Below are 16,153 nucleotides of genomic sequence, written 5' to 3'. Positions count from 1 at the left end.
GCGCCGCGCGCCGCCACACTGCTGCCACGCTGCTCAGGCCCTGCTGTGGGCAGGAGGGCACCCGGGATCGTCACAATCGGCGGTCCGGGACTTCGCGCTCAGAGGAGGGTGTCCTTGACCGCGATCTGGCCGTTGTCGATCACGAACGTCTGGTTGGCGTTGGGCACGCACTGCCACAGGTAGACCGGCGCGCCGTTGGCGCGGCCGTTGGTGACGTCCAGGCAGATGCGGTTGCCCGAGTTGAGGGTGGACTTGAGGATGATCAGGCCCTTCTGGACGACCCAGAGCTGGTTGGCGTTCCCCAGGCACTGCCACTGGTACACCCGGGTTCCGTTGGCGCGGTTGTTGGAGGCGTCGAGGCACATCTCCCGCCCCGTGCCGATGGTGTCCTCCACCTTGATGAGGCCGTCCTGGAAGACGAACTTCTGGTTGGAGTTGTTGTCCTGACACTGCCAGAGGTACATCTGCGTACCGTTGCCACGGTTGTTGCTGACGTCGACGCACGCCGGGGTGCCGACCCGGGCCGTGCGGCCGTCGTGCGGATGGTCAGAGGCCATGGCGGGCAGGGTGGTGACCGCGCCCACCGCGGTGGAGATGACGGCGACGGCCAGCAGACGGCGAGCGAGCATGGGTGTCTCCCTGAGAGGGTTGATCGGGTCGCAAGCACCATCCCACTACTCACCGTAATTGATCAATTACATAGCGCGCGTGTCTTCCGCGGCGTGGGCGGGCGGCTCAGCCGTGAGCGCGCAGAGCGGAGATCAGCCAGGTGAAAGCAGGCATGGCCGACGGAGAGGGCTCATGGCCGTTGAGTACGGCTAATAGCTGCCAATAGCGCTCGACCTGGGCGTCGGCGACGGTCTCCAGCCACCGAACCAGTTCGCCGCGTTCACCGGCCGGCATGTCGGGTTCGACGATGCGATGGAGAACCGACCGGCCTTCGGCCGAATCCGGCGCGATCGATTCGGCTACCGCCAGGCCGGCGTGTTCAAGGGCCGGCGACCGGAGCTCGTGGCTGTAACGCGATACCACCGGTGAGGCATCGGTCAGTGCGATCCGCCGGAGCCGCTGCCGGAAGTCCTCGCCGGCGACCAGGTCGGCCAGCTCGATCCAGGCGTCGACCTGACCTGGCGTCGGATCGTCCGGCAGCTCGTCGGGCAGCTCCCGCATCCAGTCCGCGACCACCTTGGCGTCGTCGTCGAGCGTGATCCCCGAGAACGTGTTCTCGATGAACTCGTCGATGACCTGCCGCCGTTGCGCGGCGGACAGCTGGGCGAGTTTGTGCGTCATCATCGTCTCCTCGGTCGTGCCGCCACGCACGGCGATCGTGCGGAGTACGGCGCGGCGAAGCTTCAGGGCCCTGATCTCCGCGTCCAGCGCTCGGGCGTGCACCTCGGCCACCTCGGCCACCGTGGCCTGTTGCGCGAGGATCTTCCGGACGTCCTCCAGCCCGATACCGAGTTCGCGAAGGGTGCGGACCAGGTCGAATAGCCCCATGGCGGTGGCGGAGTAGAGGCGGTACCCGCCGGCGGAGCGATCGGTGGGCGCTATCAGGCCGCAGTCGGACCAGAATCGGATGGTGTGCACCGATAGACCGGTACGCCGAGCGATTTGGCCTACCGTGTACAGCTCCGTTCCGTCACTCACAAGGACGAGCCTGCACCTTCGAGCCACTCGAGACTCAAGCTGAAGGTCGTCTTCGCCGCGCCCAAGTGATCTGCGCTCTACCGCGGCGAGTCGCATGGCCTCTTTCCTCAAGGGAGCACCATGCGCTGCCGAGGGTGTTCATCGCCAGGCTGCGCCGGGGACTTCGACCTGGGTTGAGAGCACCTGGCCGGTTCCGGGTGGCACCATCTCCGGCATGCGCCATTCGGCCGCCAGGATGAACAGGGTCCTTCCGTCGGCGCCGCCGAGTGTGCAGGCGAAGCATCCCCGGTCGACGTCGACGGCCTGCAGGACCTCTCCGCCCTCCCGGATCCGGACGCAGCGCCTGTTGCCGACGTCGGCGTACCAGACGGCGCCCTCGGCGTCGACGCAGATGCCGTCGGGGTGGTCCTCGCCGGTGTCGGCCCAGACCCGGCGGCCCGCCAGGCCGCCGTCGGGCTCGATGTCGAAGGCGGTGAGCCGGTTGCCGTACGAGTCGGCGACGATCAGCGTCGAGTCGTCCCGCGTCACGGCCATGCCGTTGGGGAAGGCGATGTCGCCGGCCACCTGGCGGGCCGAGCCGTCCGGGCCGACGTGTACGACGGATCCCGGGGCGAACTCCCCGCCGCCGGCCATGTCGAAGCCGATCCGGTTGACATAGGTGTTGCCGCGGCCGTCGACGACGATCTCGTTCCAGCCGCGGCCGAGACCGGTGAGGTCCGTCTCGGTCACCAGGGAGCCGTCGGGTTCCCGTCGCAGCAGCAGCCCCCGCGCGGAGTCGAGGATCACCATCCGTCCGCCCGCGCGCCAGTCCGTGCAGAGCGGGAGCGAGTGCACCCGGGCCACCACTTCGTGCGTGCCGTCCAGGTCGAGCGCGATCACCTCACCGGCGGTCCAGTCGGAGAAGTAGAGGCGGCCGTCGTGCCAACGGGGCGACTCGACCAGCCCGAGACCCGTCAGCCACGTACGCAGTTCCGGCATCGACGCCTCCCTCCGCGACGGCCACTCCGCCACTGGGAGACGACAGTACGCAACCCCTACGACAGTTTCCGGACACGCCGGCTCCGAGTAGGGAGCGACCGCTACCCGCGGATGTCACACATCGCCGGGATGCTCGGTCGAAGATGTATCCACAGAGCGACAAGGAGAAGTCACATGCCCGAGCTCCTCCCGTTCGTCATCGATCCCGCCGGCGCCGACCGGCACGCCGAATACCGGGCCCTGCGGGCTCGCGGCCCGGCCACTCCGGTGGACATCCTCGGCCTGCGCGCCTGGGCGGTCACCGACCCCACCGTTCTCCGGACTCTTCTCACCAGCCCCGATGTCTCCAAGGACGGCCGCGCGCACTACCCGGCCTTCCAGGAGACGGCCGGCACATGGCCGCTCGCCCTGTGGATCCTGGTGGAGAACATGTTCACCGCGTACGGCGCGGATCACCGCAGGTTACGCAGGATGATCTCGCCCGCGTTCAGCGCACGCCGCATCGCCGAGCTGAGCCCGATCGTCCGGTCCATCGTCACCGGGCTGGTCGACGACCTCGCCGCGCTGCCCGCCGGGCAGGTGGTGGACCTGCGGGAGCGGCTGGCCCTCCCGCTGCCCATCGCGGTGATCGGCCACCTGATGGGCGTGCCGGAAGACCAGCGCGACGGGTTCCGGCAGATCGTCGACGGTGTCTTCGACAGCACGCTCACCCCCGAGCAGGCCCAGGCCAACGTCGTGCGTCTCTACGAGCACATCGACCAGTTGATCGCGACCAGGCGCGCCGACCCCGGCGACGACCTGACCTCCTTCCTCATCGCCGCACGTGACGAGGAGTCGGGCGGCGCCGGCTTCACCGGCCAGGAGTTGCGCGACACGCTGGGCCTGATGATCAACGCGGGGTACGAGACGACCGTCAACGTCATCGACCAGGCCGTCTTCGCGATGCTGACGTCACCTGACCAGCTTCGTCTCGTCCGGACCGGCGAGGCCTCCTGGGAGGACGTGGTGGAGGAGACCCTTCGCCACGAGCCCGCCGTCAAGTACCTCCCGATGCGCTTCGCCGTCACCGACCTCCCGCTGCCGGACGGCCAGGTCATCTCCGCGGGAGAGCCGATCCTCGCGGCGTACGGGGCCGCCAACCGGCACCCGGAGTGGCACGGGCCGGACGCGGACGCCTTCGACGTCACCCGCCGGGTCAAGGACCACCTGGCCTTCGGCTACGGCGTGCACTTCTGCCTGGGCGCTCCCCTGGCCCGCCTCGAGGTCGCGGAAGCCCTGCGGCAGCTCTTCGAGCGTTTCCCCGAGATGTCACTCGCGGTGCCCGCCGCCGAGTTGCGGCCGCTGCCCACCCTCATCAGCAACGGGCACAAGGAGCTCCCCGTACGGCTGAGCGCCGCCGGGTAGCACGGCGGAGGAGACGTGCGGTCACGTCGTGGCGGCGGCGAAGGAGTGGATGAGGTCCCACACGTCGCCGGGCGCCTCCTCCTGTGCGAAATGGCCGGCGCCGGGGATCAGGGCGGTCGTGAGATTCCGGACGCCGGCCTCCCGCAACCCCGCCGCGTACGCGGTGATGTCGCCGCCCTCGCCGTCGCCGCGTACGTAGAGCAGGGGCGTGTCGACGGGCCCCGCACCAGCGTGAGGCCGGTGAGCCCGAGCGCCCCGACCAGATCGTGGACGGCCGCCGCGATCAGGCGCTTGGAGCCGCCGGGGACGGCTCCGGTGGACCCGCCGATGCCGGGAAGGTCGACGGCGATGACCCGCGCCGCTCTCACGGAGCGGGCCGCGGGCCCCCGTACGCCCTCACCGGGACGTGGTCGTCTCCGGCGAAGGCGTACGGGCGCGTCGGCTGCGTCGCTCAGACGCGGGTCCACTTCTGGTTGTTCTGGCCGTTGCACGACCAGATCTGCACCTTCGTGCCGTTGGCGGTGCCGCTACCGGACACGTCCAGGCACTTGTTCGCGCCGACCGCCGTGATCGTGCCGTCGGAGTTGAAGCGCCACTTCTGGTTGTTCTGCCCGTTGCAGTCCCAGATGATCACCGAGGTGCCGTCGGCGGTGCCGGCGTTGTTGACGTCCAGGCACTTGTTGCCGTAGACGCGCAGCTCACCGGCGCTGGTCGTGGCCCACTTCTGGTTGTTCTGGCCGTTGCAGTCCCAGATCAGCACCGTCGCGCCGTTGGACTGGGAGGCGCCGTTGACGTCGAGGCACCGGCCCGAGGCGACCCCTCTGATCGAGCCCGTGGCCGGAGGAGTGGCAGTGGGAGTGGATGTGGGGGTGGTCGTGGGCGTCGCCGTGGGTGAGGCGGTGGTCCCGGTGACGGTGAGCAGGACCGCCTCGCGGGCCGGCACGGTGGTGGCGTAGCTGTTGGTGAAGGTCCCGGCGTCGGTCCCCGTCCACAGGTTCCGTACGGTGGCCGCCCCGCTCAGGCCGAGGTCCGACCAGCGGACGGTCATCGACGCGGACGAGGTGGTCCGGTTGAGCAGGAGCACGGCCCGGCGGCCGGTGCCGGAGAGCACCTTGCTGTAGACCTGGCGTCCGGTCTGGTCCTCGGCGACCTTCACGCCCTGCCGTCCGAGCGGGTCCTGGTCGACCGCCAGCACCTCCCGGTTGGTCAGGATCGCCCGGGTCTCCGCGCTCATCGTGGCGATGTTGTTCCCGGCCAGCAACGGCGCCCCGGAGATCGCCCACAGGCCCATGTGCGTACGGTTCTGCGCGGCGGAGAAGCCGTTCATGCCGACGACGAGCATGTCGGGGTCGTTGTAGTGGCCGGGGGTCTGCGCGTTCGGGTGCTGGGCGGAGTCGAAGTTGGCCAGCACCCGGTCCATCGAGGCGTTCTCGCCCCAGTAGATGATGTCCCCGCTGGTGCGCCACATGGTGGAGATGGCCGGCGCCCAGTCCCACGGGCTCTGGGCGCCCCAGTTGCAGACCGACAGCACCATCGGCCGTCCGGTCTGCGCGGTGGCGCGGTCGATCGCGGCGCTGATCGCCTGGTAGGCGGTGCGGGCGTTGAGCCCCTCGGCCTGGCCGCCGCACCAGTCGACCTTCACGAAGTCGAAGCCCCAGCGGGAGAACTGCAGGAAGTCCTGGTCGTAGTGGCCCTCGCTGCCGCTGTTCGGGGCGGCCGGCCGGCCGGTCGGGTAGTAGTAGCCGCAGCCGTTGCGTCCGGCGTCGGTGTAGATGCCCGCCTTGAGGCCCTTGCTGTGGATGTAGTCGGCGATGGCCTTCATCCCGCCGGGCCATTCGGCGGTGTCGACCGTGATGTTGCCGGAGGAGTCCCGCGTGCCCTGCCACCAGCCCTCGTCGATGTTGACGTATTCGTAGCCGGCGTCCTTCATCCCCGAGGACACGATCGCGTCCACCTGGTTCTTGATCACGTTGTAGTTGATCTGGGCGGCGAAGGTGTTCCAGGAGGCCCAGCCCATGGGAGGCGTCGCCACGGCCGCGACGGCCGCGGCCGGCATGGCGACCGTTCGCGCCGCGCCGGCCGGGACGGCCCACGCCACCGACGCCAGGGCGAGGACCACGACCTGTACGGCGACGAACAGTCGCGACAGGGGCCGGGTGAGAGATGGCGCCGGGGCCGGATGGCCACTCCCGGCGTCGTCGGAACGGCGTCGCCGTACGGGTCCGCGTAGTCGCATCGTGCCTCCTCGTCTCTGAGGTGCTCGTGTCGGTGGGGTTCACCGAGTGGAGAAAGCGCGGCGTTCCACGCACTGCGCGGGTGACCGGCCGAGCTGGAGCACGGCCTGCTGTTAGCGTTAACATTCCCGCAGTGTCGGCACCCTCCCCGTGGAGAGGCAGGTGGTGGTGGCGCCGAAGGGGAGCGAATACAACATCTCGGGCACCGTCAAGTCTCCGGCCACCCGCCCCGCCCGGCTCCCTGCTGCGGCGTCCCCGCCGTCCCGCCGGGGGTGAAACGTTCATCTGCGGTACGCTCCCGGGCACGGCCACCGACAGGACAAGGGGGTCAGGCAGGATGGCTCTGGAGATCGAGAGCCGGCCGTCCGACTCGCCGTACATCGAGCGGGTGTGGCGGAGCACCAGCCAGGACGTCAGCCGGATGACGTCCGTGGCGACGGCGAACTGGGATCTGGTCTTCTGGGAACACCGCGGGCAGGTCAGCGTGTCCGTCCAGGGCCCGGAGACGAGGGCGGCACAGGCCTCCGTGCCCGAGGACGCGACGTTCTTCGGGATCGTCTTCGCGCTCGGCACCTCGATGCCGCATCTTCCGGCGAACCGCCTCGTCGACGCCATGGCGGAGATACCCGACGCGACTCGCAGGACGTTCCACCTCAAGGGGTCCGCCTGGTGTCTTCCGAGCTACGACAACGCCGAGATGTTCGTCCGCCGCATGGTGCGCGAGGACGTCCTGGTCCGTGACCCGGTCGTCGCCGCGGTGCTCGACGGCGCGTCCCCGGACCTGTCGGAGCGCACCCTCCAGCGGCGCTTCCTCGCGGCGACCGGCCTCACCCGCGGCGCCGTCCGGCAGATCGACCGTGCCCGGCGGGCGGCCGTGCTGATCCGGGACGGCGTGTCCGCCGTCGAGGTGGTCCACCGGCTCGGTTACTTCGACCAGCCGCATCTGGCGAGGTCGCTGGCCCGTTACGTCGGGCAGACCGCCACGCGGTTGAGCGAGCGGGATCCGGCGGATCCGGTGTCGCTTCTGTACAAGACCTGAGCGCCGCCGTCCTCCTAGTCTTCCCTTCGCCGCCGTCGATACGGCGAGCGGCACGAACCGGGTGCCGCCGAGTAAAAGGGGAACGGAGCAATGGCGAAGATCGTTTCGAGTTTCTTCATCTCGCTGGACGGCGTGGTCGAGTCGCCGGACCAGTGGCACTTCCCGTACTGGAGCGACGAGATGGGCGCCGTCGTCCAGGCGGGCATGCAGAACGCCGCGGGCTTCCTGATGGGCCGCACGCTGTACGACGAGTGGTCCGCCTACTGGACGACGACCGACCAGGACCCCGAGGTGGCGGCGGCTTTCAACAACGCCCGCAAGTGGGTCGTGTCGAACACTCTGGAGAGGGCCGACTGGTCCAACACCACCCTCGTCTCCGGTGACGTCGCGGGCAGGCTGCGCGAACTCAAGGAACAGATCACCGAAGGCGACATCCAGATGTCCGGCAGCGCGACGACCGTGCGATGGCTGCTGGCCGAGGGGCTGCTCGACGAGTTGAACCTGCTCGTCCACCCGATCGTCGTCGGCCGCGGCCGGCGGCTGTTCGAGGACAGCCCGACGCACAAGCTGAAGCTGGTCAGGTCCGAGACGTTCAAGACCGGGGTGCTGCACCTGTCCTTCGTCCCCGACGCCGGCTGACCGGCGCCCACCGGTGCCCGCCGCACGCGCCGCCGTGGAGCGGATCTTTTGATCAGGGCGGCGCGCCGCAGACGGCCCGGGGTGTCCGTCGCGCCGGACTCGCCCGCCGCTGTGCCGTTTTCAGGTGGCGTGCGGGCCGCGGTACTGGAGCGTCTCGCTGTAGACGATGTTGGTGGTGGTGCTGCCGAACCGCGCCAGCTCGTCCACGACCTTCTCCAGGTGGGCCATGGAGGTGGCCGCGACCTTGAGCGTGTAGCAGTCATCGCCGGTGGTGCGCAGGCACTCCAGGATCTCCATGCGCTCGCCCAGCAGCCGGTGCAGCGGCTCGTGCCTGCTGCCCGGATACTTGAGCCGCACCACGGCGAGCACGGCGTATCCGGCCTTTCCCAGATCGACGACGGCACGGTAACCCCTGATGACGCCGACCGCCTCCAGCCGGCGCACACGCTCGGTCGTCGCGGAGGCGCTCAGGCTCACCCGCCGGGCCAGCTCGGTGAGCGGTACGCGGCCGTCGCGTTGCAGCTCGGCGAGGATGGACCAGTCCGTCGAGTCAAGACTCTCGGCCATTCGCCGAATCTACCGGGGAATCCACGGCGGAACCACCGTCAAGCAGGGAATTCTTCCTTCCCGATGGCGTGGCCGCACAATAGCCTGGACCGGTGAAACTAGGTGTCAACGTCCCGAACTTCGGGCCGGGCACCCGGCCGGACGTGCTGCGCGGCTGGGCGGAGACGGCGGAGGATCTCGGGTTCGACCTGCTCATGGTCTCCGATCACGTCGTCGTGACCCCCGATGTCGCCGGGCAGTATCCGGCGCCGTTCTACGAGCCGTTCACCACGCTGTCCTGGCTGGCCGGGATCACCACGAGGATCGGGCTCGGCACCACCGTGCTCATCGTGCCCTACCGGCACCCGCTGCTCACGGCCCGGATTGCGGCCAACCTCCAGCAGCTCAGCGGAGGCCGCCTGACCCTCGGGGTGGGCGTGGGCTGGGCGCGGCAGGAGTTCGAGGCGCTCGGCGTGCCGTACGAGCGGCGCGGCGCGCTGACCGACGAGCACCTGCGGGTGATCCGCCGGGCGTGGCGGAACGAGGAGGACTACCGGGCCGGGCACATCCCGATCTGGATCGGCGGCGGCAGCGACGCCGCCCTCCGCAGGGCGGTGCTCCTCGGCGACGCGTGGCACCCGCTGCGCTTCACCCTCCCGTGGCTGGACGAGCGGATGGACCGGCTGGCCGCCATCGCGGCGGGCCTGGGGCGTCCCGCCCCCGCGTTCGCCCCGCGCATCCTGCTGCGGCTCACCGACACCCCCGTGACGGGCGCGGAACGCCGGGCCGGCGAGGGTACCGTCGGCCAGGTCCTCGACGACCTGGAACGGCTGCGCCTCCTCGGCGCCGAGACTGTCCTGCTCGATCCCTTCCGCGGGGACCCCGATGAGACAAACCATCCGGAGGCGGCTTGGCGCATGCTCGCGACGGTGGCCGCCGCCCGTACGAGAACGGAGCACCCGTGACACCGGACGAAGAAAACCTCCTCCGCAGGGCGATCGAGTTGGCCGCGGCGGCCCGGGAGGATGGGAACCCGCCGTTCGGCTCGCTGCTCGTGGGCCCGGACGGCGGCGTCCTCGCCGAGGAGCGCAACACCTCGCTCACGGATTCGGACATCACCGCCCATCCGGAGTTGAAGCTCGCGCGCTGGGCCGCCCGCGAGCTCGACCCCGCCACCGCGGCCGGCACGACCATGTTCACGAGCTGCCAGCCGTGTGGCATGTGCGCGGGGGCCATCGAGCGCTCCGGGCTCGGCCGTGTCGTCTTCGCGCTCTCCACCGAGCAACTCGGCACGCTGAAGCCGCCGACCGGCCCGTCGTCCTTCCGTCAGGAGGGGCCGGCGTTGTTCGACGAGGCGCGGGTCCCCGTCGAGGGCTACTACACCTGACGATTTCCGGTGACGCTTCGATAGCGTCGGGGCATGTGGCTTCATGTGGGATGCGCGATGTGGACGCACAAGCCGTGGCAGGGGCGCCTCCTGCCGCATCCGCTCCCGCCCGCAGAGCGCCTGCGGGCCTACGCGACCTGGTGCAACGCGGTCGAGGGCAACACCACCTTCTACGCGACGCCCGCGCGGGCCACGGTGGAGACCTGGGCCGGGCAGACCGGCCCGGACTTCCGCTTCGTGGTCAAGCTGCCCAAGGTGATCACTCACGAACGCCGCCTCACCGGCGCCGAGGACGAGGTGCGCGCGTTCTTCGACGCGATCGAGCCGCTGGGTCCGCGCGCCCACACCCTGTGGATACAGCTTCCCGGCTCGTTCGGGCCCGCCGACGCCGGGGTCCTCGGGACCTTCCTCGCCCGGCTTCCCCGGTCCCACCGGTACGGCGTGGAGGTGCGGCACCGCGCGTTCTTCGCCGACCCGCGGGCCGTACGGCACCTGGAGGCCGTCCTGGCGGGCGCCGGCGCGGAGTGGATCCCGTTCGACACGACCGTGCTGTTCAGGAGCCCGCCGACCAGCGATGCCGAGCGCGACGCCTGGACGAAGAAGCCGCGCGTGCCCCTGCGCGCCGCGGCACTCACCGACCGGCCGGTGGTCCGCTACCTCGGCCGCGACGACCAGGCGCGTACGGTCGAGGGCTGGCGCCACTGGGTGGACACCGTGGCCGGGTGGCTGCGCGAGGGCCGCTCGCCGACGGTGTTCGTGCACACCCCTGACAACGCCGACGCGCCGGCGCTCGCCCGCCTGTTCCACGACGAGGTGCGGGCCGAGGTGCCCGGCGTCGAGCCACTGCCGGAACCGCTGTCCGGGCGACTCGGCGAGCAGGCTCAGGACGAGCCGCTCACCCTGTTCTGATCACTTCTCCACAGGCTGTGCATCACTTCTTCACGGCCCGCAGCAGGACGAACTTCGGGTCGCTCGCGACGACCTCGCAGTTGCCGAAGAGCCGGCGCAGCTTGACGTGGTAGCCGAGGTGGCGGTTGCCCACCACCCACAGCTCGCCGCCCCGCCGCAACCCCGCGCGGGCGCCGTTGAACATCCGCCAGGCGGTCGCGTCGGTCCGGCCGCGGTGGCTGTGGAACGGCGGGTTGTTGAGCACCAGGTCCGCCGTGCCCGGCGGGAAGCCCGCCATGCCGTCGGCCGCCGTGAACCGCGCGACCGCGCCCGCCGGGGCGTTCGCCAGGAACGTCGCCTCCGCCGAGGCCAGCGCCTGGTACGACTCGTCGACGAACGTCACCTCGGCGTCCGGATTGGACAACGCCGCGGCGAGCCCGATCACCCCGTTGCCGCAGCCGAGGTCGACGACGTGCTCCGCCCCCGTACGCGCGGGCAGGTTGCGGAGGAGCAGACGGGTGCCCGCGTCGAGCCGGTCGGCGCTGAAGACCCCGGCGTGGCTGACGACGGTCAGGCCGGAGACCACCCCGGCGTCGGCGGGCAGGCGGAGGCTCCGCGGCCACGGATCGTCCTTCCGGAGCGGCCCGGGCTCCGGTGCGCAGAAGATCAGCCGGGCCTTCTTCACGGCCAGGGAGGTCCTGGTCGGCCCGAGGATGCGTTCGAACAGGCGCAGCGTCGAGGTGTGGATCTCGGTGACCATCCCCGCGCCGACGACCACGGTGCCGGGATGCACAGCCGGGGCGAGGCGGTGCAGCTGGTCCTCCAGGAGCGCGAGGCTCTTCGGCACCCGGACCAGCAGCACGTCGATCCGCTCCGGCGGCGCCTCCCTGGTCGTGCGCAGCCGTACGGCGTCGGCGGGCAGGCCGTTCCGCTCCAGGTTGGCGAGGGTCGCCCGCCGGCCGAGGAAGGAGTCGCTGATCTGGACGGGATCGTGCCCGGCGAGCGCGGTGACCAGGGCGCCCCACCGGTCGCCCAGCACGACCACGCTCCCCGACAGGTCAACCGGCCCGTCCTCGCGCTCGTCGAGGTGACGCAGCAGGTATTCGTCGGCGGCGTCCCACGCGCGCAGCGGGTCGCGGGGATCCTCGGGGAAGCGGGCGAGGGCGAAGTCCCCGCGCGCTGTCGTCAGGCGCTCCATCGCGCCCCAGGCTAGTGCCCCTCCCGCCGAGGTTTGCCTGGGCGGTCACGGCACTGATGCCCCTCCGGATGCTCGTCGCCGCAGTGTCCGTACGGCGGGCCGCTCAACCGCGGCGGCGGGCGCTCCACCACAGCACCAGCGCCAGGATCGCGATCGTGGTGCAGCCTCCGGCGGCCAGCCCCGCGAAGAAGTCCGCCCCCTCGCCGTCGGACCGCCCCACCACAAGCCACAGCGCGACGAGGCCGATCAGGAGCGCGGCCGTCACGACGTAGAACTGACGGCTGAAGAAGATGCTCCGCGCCGGGGCCGCGGGCGGGGAGTCGATCTGCGCGGCCGGTCCCACGCTGGCGGCCTTGGGCCGTTTGAAGTATTCGAAGCAGACCCAGGTGCCGCAGGGCTCCCAGCCCTCGGGCGCGAGGCGCGCGGCCCGCGTCCGGGCACCGCCCGGTGTCACCCGTTCTCTGCGGTACTCCCACCGTTGCGGGCGCTCCGGGTCGCGGTGGCTGACGAACCTGCCGAGGGCGTCGACCCGGTCGACCTCCCAGCCCTGGTCGCCGAGCCGGGCCAGCATCTGCCGGTCGGCGAAGACGTCGGCGGTCCACCGCCACTCGGTCGCGTCCGCCGCGTCCGCCTCGGGCGAGCGCGCCGCCAGCAGCTGCTTCGCGAACCGGTCGACCGGCCCGAACTCCTCCTCCGGGTCCGCGCCGGTCTCGTCGGCGTACGACGCGAGGTCGGCGACGATGGCCCCGGCCTGCTCGTCCGGCACGCCGCCCGCGCGCAGCAGCGCGGCGAGCTCGTCGAGGTAGCCGGTCACTTCAGCCCTCCCGAGGCCAGCATGGTGCGTACGGACTCGTCGAACGCCAGCCACAGGCGGCCCTGCTCGGCGAGCGTCTGCCGGCCCTGCTCCGTCAGCCGGTAGTAACGCCGCCCGGGGCCCCGCTCGGTCACCCGGAACTCGGCCGACACCAGGCCCGCCTCCTCCAGCCGGTTGAGCACCGGATACAGCGTGCCGCCCCTGATCTGGCCGAGTCCCGAGGCGGCGAGCGTCTTGGCGATCTCGTAGCCGTAGTTCTCGCCCTCGGTCAGGCTGGCCAGCACCAGCAGATCGAGGACTCCCTTGAGCCAGCTCGCCCGGCGGTCGGTCGCCATGCGCCCATCCTCGCACGGTAGCGGCGCTACATAGACGGCTCGCCGACCTTCTCCTGCACCGGCGGGGGCGTGAGCACCAGGCCCCGGAGGTCGATCAGGACGTGCGCCACGATCGGCAGCAGCAGGCTGTCGGTGGCCAGGTACATGGCGGTGAACCAGAACCCGAGGAGGGTCACCGCGGCCATGCCCTTCCAGCCCTGGTAGAAGTGGCCCGCCACGAACACCGCGAGGGCGAGGAACGCGGCCACGGCCTGGTTCAGGCCCAGGACGCCGACGCCGAGCGCGATGAGCAGGCCGCGGTAGACGACCTCCTCGCAGACGCCCGCGGTGACCGCCATGGCGACGGCGTGCCGCCGCTCGGTGGAGGTGCGCGGCAGCAGCGCCGCCACGGCTTCCTGACCGCGTACGGCGCGGCCGGACCGGGCGGCGTGGCGGAGCACCAGCGAGCCGGCCAGCAGGGCGCAGCTGAGGCCGCCCGCCATCGCCGCGACCTTCCCGAGGTCGTCGGGCCGGGTGAGGCCCAGGTCATGGGGGCCGGCGCCCGGTGACAGCGCCAGGATCAGCGCCGTCACGGCGATCCAGGCCCACTCCTCGCCGATCCACAGCCGGTAGGCCCGGACGAGCGCTCGGGGGTCGCCGGCGCGGCGCCGTGCCAGCCGGTCGTACTGGCGTCTGCCGAGCCAGGGGGAGACGAAGGCCAGGTAGGCCGTCAGTGGCGCCGCCAGGAACAGGCTCGGGACCGTGAAGCTCGGAACGGTCATGACCAGCCGCCCTTTCTACGTCAGGTGACGATCTAGACGATAGAGCGAGCTAGTTAGGAATGCAACCTATGACCCCCTCGACGGAGAACTACTCGTATGCGTATACTCGCGAACGAGTAATCAAGGTGAGGTGGGGGCGATGGCCGGACGGCGGAAGGTGAACAACCTGCTGGGTCTGGCGGTGCTCTCGACGGTCGTCCAGCGCCCCATGCATCCGTACGAGATGGCCACCCTGATGCGCGCCCGCGGCAAGGACCGCGACATGGGCGTCAAGTGGGGGTCGCTCTACACGGTGGTGCGCAACCTGGAGAAACACGGGTTCCTGGAGGTGGAGGGGACCGTGCGCGAGGGGGCGCACCCCGAGCGCACGATCTACCGCATCACCGACGCCGGGCGGGCCGAGCTGGCCGACTGGGTACGTGACCTGATCGCGGATCCCGAGCCCGAACGGCCGAGGTTCGAGGCCGCCCTGTCGGTGTGCGGAGTGCTTCCGCCGGACGAGCTGACCGGCCTGCTGCGGCGCCGGCTGGCCCTGCTGGAGGAGGACGTCGCCGCGCAGCGGGAGGCCCTCGCCGAGTGGCGCCGGGAGACGCCGCGGCTGTTCCTCGTCGAGGCGGAGTATGACCTGGCCGTCCGTGAGGCGGAGGCCGCGTGGATCCGGTCCTTCGTCGAGGAGCTGACCAGCGGGGCCTTCCCCGACCTGCCCATGTGGCGGGCCTGGCACGAGTCGGGGCGGATGCCGCCCGAGATGGCCGAACTCGCCGAGAGGGGCCTCACCTCGGACTGAACCCCATGAGCGAACCCCGGCGTGGTGCGGGAACACCTCGCCGGGGTCGCGACCCTCGAACCGAAACCCGCGGACGGATCCGGTCGCAAGGTTGGCAACCGCAAGGATAGCCGGGCTCCCTCCACGGGCCGGTTCGGACACCCGTACGAACCGACACCGGAGGAGACGATGGAGAAGATCACGCAGAAGCAGGCGCCCGGAATGGAGGGCGCGATGGCCCGGTGGTACGCGCGCCAGCGCGCCTCCGCGCCCCAGCTGGCCGCCGTACGGCGGTTCGCGGCGGAGGTCACGACGGGGCTGCCCGCGGGGGCGGCCGTCCTGGAGGTGGCCCCCGGCCCGGGTCATCTGGCCGTCGAGATGGCCCGGCTCGGGTTCGCGGTGACCGGGCTCGACCTCAGCCGCACGTTCGTGGAGATCGCGACCGGCAACGCCCGCCGGGCGGGGGTGCGCGTCGACGTGCTGCACGGCGACGCCGCCGGCCTCCCGTTCCCCGATCGCTCCTTCGACCTGGTCGTCTGCCAGGCCGCCTTCAAGAACTTCGGACGGCCCGTGCGCGCCCTCGACGAGATGCACCGGGTGCTGCGCCCCGGCGGCCGGGCGGTGATCCACGACATGAGCCGGGAGGCGACCCGGGCCGCCGTCGACGAGGAGATCAGGGGCATGGGGCTCACGCCGCTGAACGCCCTCATGACGAAGGTGCCGCTGCTCGCGCTGCGCCGCCGCGCCTACTCGCGCGACCTGTTCGCCCGCCTCGCCGCCGAGAGCGCGTTCGGGACCTGCGAGATCCGTACGGAGGGCATCAGCGTCGAGGTCCGGCTGACCAGACCGGCCCCGTAAGGCCGGCCGGCCCCGGGGCGGGCGCTCCCGGCCCCGCCCCGGGGCTGTTCCGGGCCTGTTTCGGGCCTGCCCTGTGCGCCGAGGTCAGGCGTACGCGGCCGTTATCGCCTTCAGCGTCTCGGTCATGTGCCTGCGCAGCTCGCCCAGCCGTACGTCGAGGATGACCGGCGCCATCTCCGGGTTGGCGGCCATGATCCTGCGCAGTTCGCTGTTCCCGGGGCCGTGCTCGAAGGTGTGCCGCACCCGGGTCCGCCCGGGGACGTCGCCGGGCTCCAGGTCGTAGCGCCAGAACGACGAGGGGCGTTCGGGGTCGTGGGCGTCGTCGAGCACCACCCAGGCGAACGCGTGCGGTGGCGTCACCTCGGTGACCAGGCAGTTCACCGTCCAGACCAGGTTCTCGCGGCGGTTGCGTCCCTCGAAGCGGGTGCCCACCGCGACCCGTCTCCCGCCGCCGTCCACAGTACGGTCCACAGTGTTGTTCAACAGGGCGGTGTGCTCGCACTCCGGGCTCCACTCGCTCACCCGGTGGACGGCGGTGACGAGGTCCCACAGCCGCTCGGGCGGCAGGTCGACGACGACCTCCAGGTCCACCCGCGCGCCGGTGATGCCGTAGTCGTCCATGCTGACCTCCGTGTGGGGCGTCCTGTCCCCTCACACCA

19 protein-coding genes are annotated in these 16,153 nt (G+C 71.1%); 8 read left to right on the top strand and 11 right to left on the bottom strand.

The window, feature by feature from the left end:
• Nucleotides 1-98: 98 nt before the first annotated feature.
• The 3 genes from Mam01_RS08980 to Mam01_RS08970 all read right to left on the bottom strand — a co-directional run bounded on the left by Mam01_RS08980 (nt 99) and on the right by Mam01_RS08970 (nt 2,625).
• Complete coding sequence (locus Mam01_RS08980) at nt 99-629, bottom strand: ricin-type beta-trefoil lectin domain protein (RefSeq protein WP_204284919.1); 531 nt, start codon at nt 627-629, stop codon at nt 99-101.
• A gap of 106 nt (nt 630-735) precedes the next feature.
• Nucleotides 736-1,647 (bottom strand): helix-turn-helix domain-containing protein, encoded by a 912-nt coding sequence (locus tag Mam01_RS08975; protein WP_204284918.1) that lies wholly within the window; start codon nt 1,645-1,647, stop codon nt 736-738.
• Between the two features lie 138 nt (nt 1,648-1,785).
• The gene (locus tag Mam01_RS08970; RefSeq protein WP_204284917.1) at nt 1,786-2,625 is read right to left on the bottom strand and encodes an SMP-30/gluconolactonase/LRE family protein; all 840 of its coding nucleotides are present in this window, start codon (nt 2,623-2,625) and stop codon (nt 1,786-1,788) included.
• Between the two features lie 174 nt (nt 2,626-2,799).
• Here Mam01_RS08970 and Mam01_RS08965 point away from each other — a divergent pair, with 174 nt between their 5' ends.
• Nucleotides 2,800-4,029, top strand: coding sequence for a cytochrome P450 family protein (locus tag Mam01_RS08965; RefSeq protein ID WP_204284916.1), 1,230 nt, complete (start codon nt 2,800-2,802; stop codon nt 4,027-4,029).
• A 21-nt stretch (nt 4,030-4,050) separates the two neighbouring features.
• On the opposite strand, the gene Mam01_RS37265 is transcribed toward Mam01_RS08965, so the two are convergent.
• Nucleotides 4,051-4,176 (bottom strand): hypothetical protein, encoded by a 126-nt coding sequence (locus Mam01_RS37265; RefSeq protein WP_275408928.1) that lies wholly within the window; start codon nt 4,174-4,176, stop codon nt 4,051-4,053.
• Between the two features lie 304 nt (nt 4,177-4,480).
• Nucleotides 4,481-6,265: a glycoside hydrolase family 27 protein gene (locus tag Mam01_RS08960; RefSeq protein ID WP_204284915.1), complete on the bottom strand. Its 1,785-nt coding sequence runs from the start codon at nt 6,263-6,265 to the stop codon at nt 4,481-4,483.
• Nucleotides 6,266-6,600: 335 nt separating this feature from the next.
• Between Mam01_RS08960 and Mam01_RS08955 the strand changes: the two genes are divergently transcribed.
• Both Mam01_RS08955 and Mam01_RS08950 read left to right on the top strand, forming a co-directional pair.
• The gene (locus Mam01_RS08955) at nt 6,601-7,302 is read left to right on the top strand and encodes a helix-turn-helix domain-containing protein (RefSeq protein WP_204284914.1); all 702 of its coding nucleotides are present in this window, start codon (nt 6,601-6,603) and stop codon (nt 7,300-7,302) included.
• A gap of 90 nt (nt 7,303-7,392) precedes the next feature.
• Nucleotides 7,393-7,941, top strand: coding sequence for a dihydrofolate reductase family protein (locus Mam01_RS08950; RefSeq protein WP_204284913.1), 549 nt, complete (start codon nt 7,393-7,395; stop codon nt 7,939-7,941).
• 120 nt (nt 7,942-8,061) lie between these two features.
• Here the strand turns inward: Mam01_RS08950 and Mam01_RS08945 are convergent, their stop codons facing one another.
• A complete protein-coding gene (locus Mam01_RS08945; protein ID WP_204284912.1) occupies nt 8,062-8,508 on the bottom strand; it encodes an Lrp/AsnC family transcriptional regulator in 447 nt (148 codons plus the stop codon).
• 92 nt (nt 8,509-8,600) lie between these two features.
• Between Mam01_RS08945 and Mam01_RS08940 the strand changes: the two genes are divergently transcribed.
• From Mam01_RS08940 to Mam01_RS08930, 3 genes are read left to right on the top strand one after another with little or no spacing between them, the layout of a single operon-like run.
• Entirely contained in the window at nt 8,601-9,452 is an 852-nt protein-coding gene (locus Mam01_RS08940) for an LLM class flavin-dependent oxidoreductase (protein ID WP_204284911.1), read from the top strand.
• Nucleotides 9,449-9,874, top strand: coding sequence for a nucleoside deaminase (locus Mam01_RS08935; RefSeq protein ID WP_204284910.1), 426 nt, complete (start codon nt 9,449-9,451; stop codon nt 9,872-9,874). Before Mam01_RS08940 ends, Mam01_RS08935 begins: the two co-directional genes overlap by 4 nt.
• Nucleotides 9,875-9,907: 33 nt before the next feature.
• Nucleotides 9,908-10,783, top strand: a complete 876-nt coding sequence (locus tag Mam01_RS08930; RefSeq protein ID WP_239101155.1) for a DUF72 domain-containing protein — start codon at nt 9,908-9,910, stop codon at nt 10,781-10,783.
• Nucleotides 10,784-10,805: 22 nt separating this feature from the next.
• Here the strand turns inward: Mam01_RS08930 and Mam01_RS08925 are convergent, their stop codons facing one another.
• The 4 genes from Mam01_RS08925 to Mam01_RS08910 all read right to left on the bottom strand — a co-directional run bounded on the left by Mam01_RS08925 (nt 10,806) and on the right by Mam01_RS08910 (nt 13,870).
• Complete coding sequence (locus Mam01_RS08925; RefSeq protein WP_204284909.1) at nt 10,806-11,960, bottom strand: methyltransferase; 1,155 nt, start codon at nt 11,958-11,960, stop codon at nt 10,806-10,808.
• 103 nt (nt 11,961-12,063) lie between these two features.
• The gene (locus Mam01_RS08920) at nt 12,064-12,774 is read right to left on the bottom strand and encodes a DUF2812 domain-containing protein (RefSeq protein ID WP_204284908.1); all 711 of its coding nucleotides are present in this window, start codon (nt 12,772-12,774) and stop codon (nt 12,064-12,066) included.
• Nucleotides 12,771-13,109, bottom strand: a complete 339-nt coding sequence (locus Mam01_RS08915) for a PadR family transcriptional regulator (protein WP_150933719.1) — start codon at nt 13,107-13,109, stop codon at nt 12,771-12,773. The genes Mam01_RS08920 and Mam01_RS08915 overlap by 4 nt, the downstream gene beginning before the upstream one ends.
• A gap of 26 nt (nt 13,110-13,135) precedes the next feature.
• A complete protein-coding gene (locus Mam01_RS08910) occupies nt 13,136-13,870 on the bottom strand; it encodes a CPBP family intramembrane glutamic endopeptidase (protein WP_204284907.1) in 735 nt (244 codons plus the stop codon).
• Nucleotides 13,871-14,009: 139 nt separating this feature from the next.
• On the opposite strand from Mam01_RS08910, the gene Mam01_RS08905 reads away from it, so the two are divergent.
• On the top strand, nt 14,010-14,657 hold the full coding sequence (locus tag Mam01_RS08905) for a PadR family transcriptional regulator (RefSeq protein WP_204284906.1): 648 nt from the start codon (nt 14,010-14,012) through the stop codon (nt 14,655-14,657).
• A gap of 168 nt (nt 14,658-14,825) precedes the next feature.
• Nucleotides 14,826-15,494 carry a class I SAM-dependent methyltransferase gene (locus Mam01_RS08900; protein ID WP_204284905.1) on the top strand — a complete coding sequence of 223 codons (669 nt, stop codon included), beginning with the start codon at nt 14,826-14,828 and terminating at the stop codon, nt 15,492-15,494.
• Between the two features lie 84 nt (nt 15,495-15,578).
• Here Mam01_RS08900 and Mam01_RS08895 read toward each other — a convergent pair whose 3' ends face one another.
• Entirely contained in the window at nt 15,579-16,115 is a 537-nt protein-coding gene (locus Mam01_RS08895; RefSeq protein WP_204284904.1) for an SRPBCC family protein, read from the bottom strand.
• Nucleotides 16,116-16,153: the final 38 nt, after the last annotated feature.

Origin of the sequence: Microbispora amethystogenes, assembly GCF_016863015.1 — a bacterium.
In the GTDB taxonomy this organism is placed as follows: Bacteria; Actinomycetota; Actinomycetes; order Streptosporangiales; family Streptosporangiaceae; genus Microbispora; species Microbispora amethystogenes.
This window is presented reverse-complemented; position numbering and strand designations above follow the sequence as displayed.

Coding starts and splice junctions, on each gene's coding strand:
- Mam01_RS08980 (WP_204284919.1), bottom strand. CDS start 629: ATGCTCGCTCGCCGTCTGCTGGCCGTCGCCGTCATCTCCACCGCGGTG.
- Mam01_RS08915 (WP_150933719.1), bottom strand. CDS start 13,109: ATGGCGACCGACCGCCGGGCGAGCTGGCTCAAGGGAGTCCTCGATCTG.
- Mam01_RS08945 (WP_204284912.1), bottom strand. CDS start 8,508: ATGGCCGAGAGTCTTGACTCGACGGACTGGTCCATCCTCGCCGAGCTG.
- Mam01_RS08900 (WP_204284905.1), top strand. CDS start 14,826: ATGGAGAAGATCACGCAGAAGCAGGCGCCCGGAATGGAGGGCGCGATG.
- Mam01_RS08895 (WP_204284904.1), bottom strand. CDS start 16,115: ATGGACGACTACGGCATCACCGGCGCGCGGGTGGACCTGGAGGTCGTC.
- Mam01_RS08955 (WP_204284914.1), top strand. CDS start 6,601: ATGGCTCTGGAGATCGAGAGCCGGCCGTCCGACTCGCCGTACATCGAG.
- Mam01_RS08925 (WP_204284909.1), bottom strand. CDS start 11,960: ATGGAGCGCCTGACGACAGCGCGCGGGGACTTCGCCCTCGCCCGCTTC.
- Mam01_RS08965 (WP_204284916.1), top strand. CDS start 2,800: ATGCCCGAGCTCCTCCCGTTCGTCATCGATCCCGCCGGCGCCGACCGG.
- Mam01_RS08930 (WP_239101155.1), top strand. CDS start 9,908: ATGTGGCTTCATGTGGGATGCGCGATGTGGACGCACAAGCCGTGGCAG.
- Mam01_RS08970 (WP_204284917.1), bottom strand. CDS start 2,625: ATGCCGGAACTGCGTACGTGGCTGACGGGTCTCGGGCTGGTCGAGTCG.
- Mam01_RS08960 (WP_204284915.1), bottom strand. CDS start 6,265: ATGCGACTACGCGGACCCGTACGGCGACGCCGTTCCGACGACGCCGGG.
- Mam01_RS08950 (WP_204284913.1), top strand. CDS start 7,393: ATGGCGAAGATCGTTTCGAGTTTCTTCATCTCGCTGGACGGCGTGGTC.
- Mam01_RS08910 (WP_204284907.1), bottom strand. CDS start 13,870: ATGACCGTTCCGAGCTTCACGGTCCCGAGCCTGTTCCTGGCGGCGCCA.
- Mam01_RS08905 (WP_204284906.1), top strand. CDS start 14,010: ATGGCCGGACGGCGGAAGGTGAACAACCTGCTGGGTCTGGCGGTGCTC.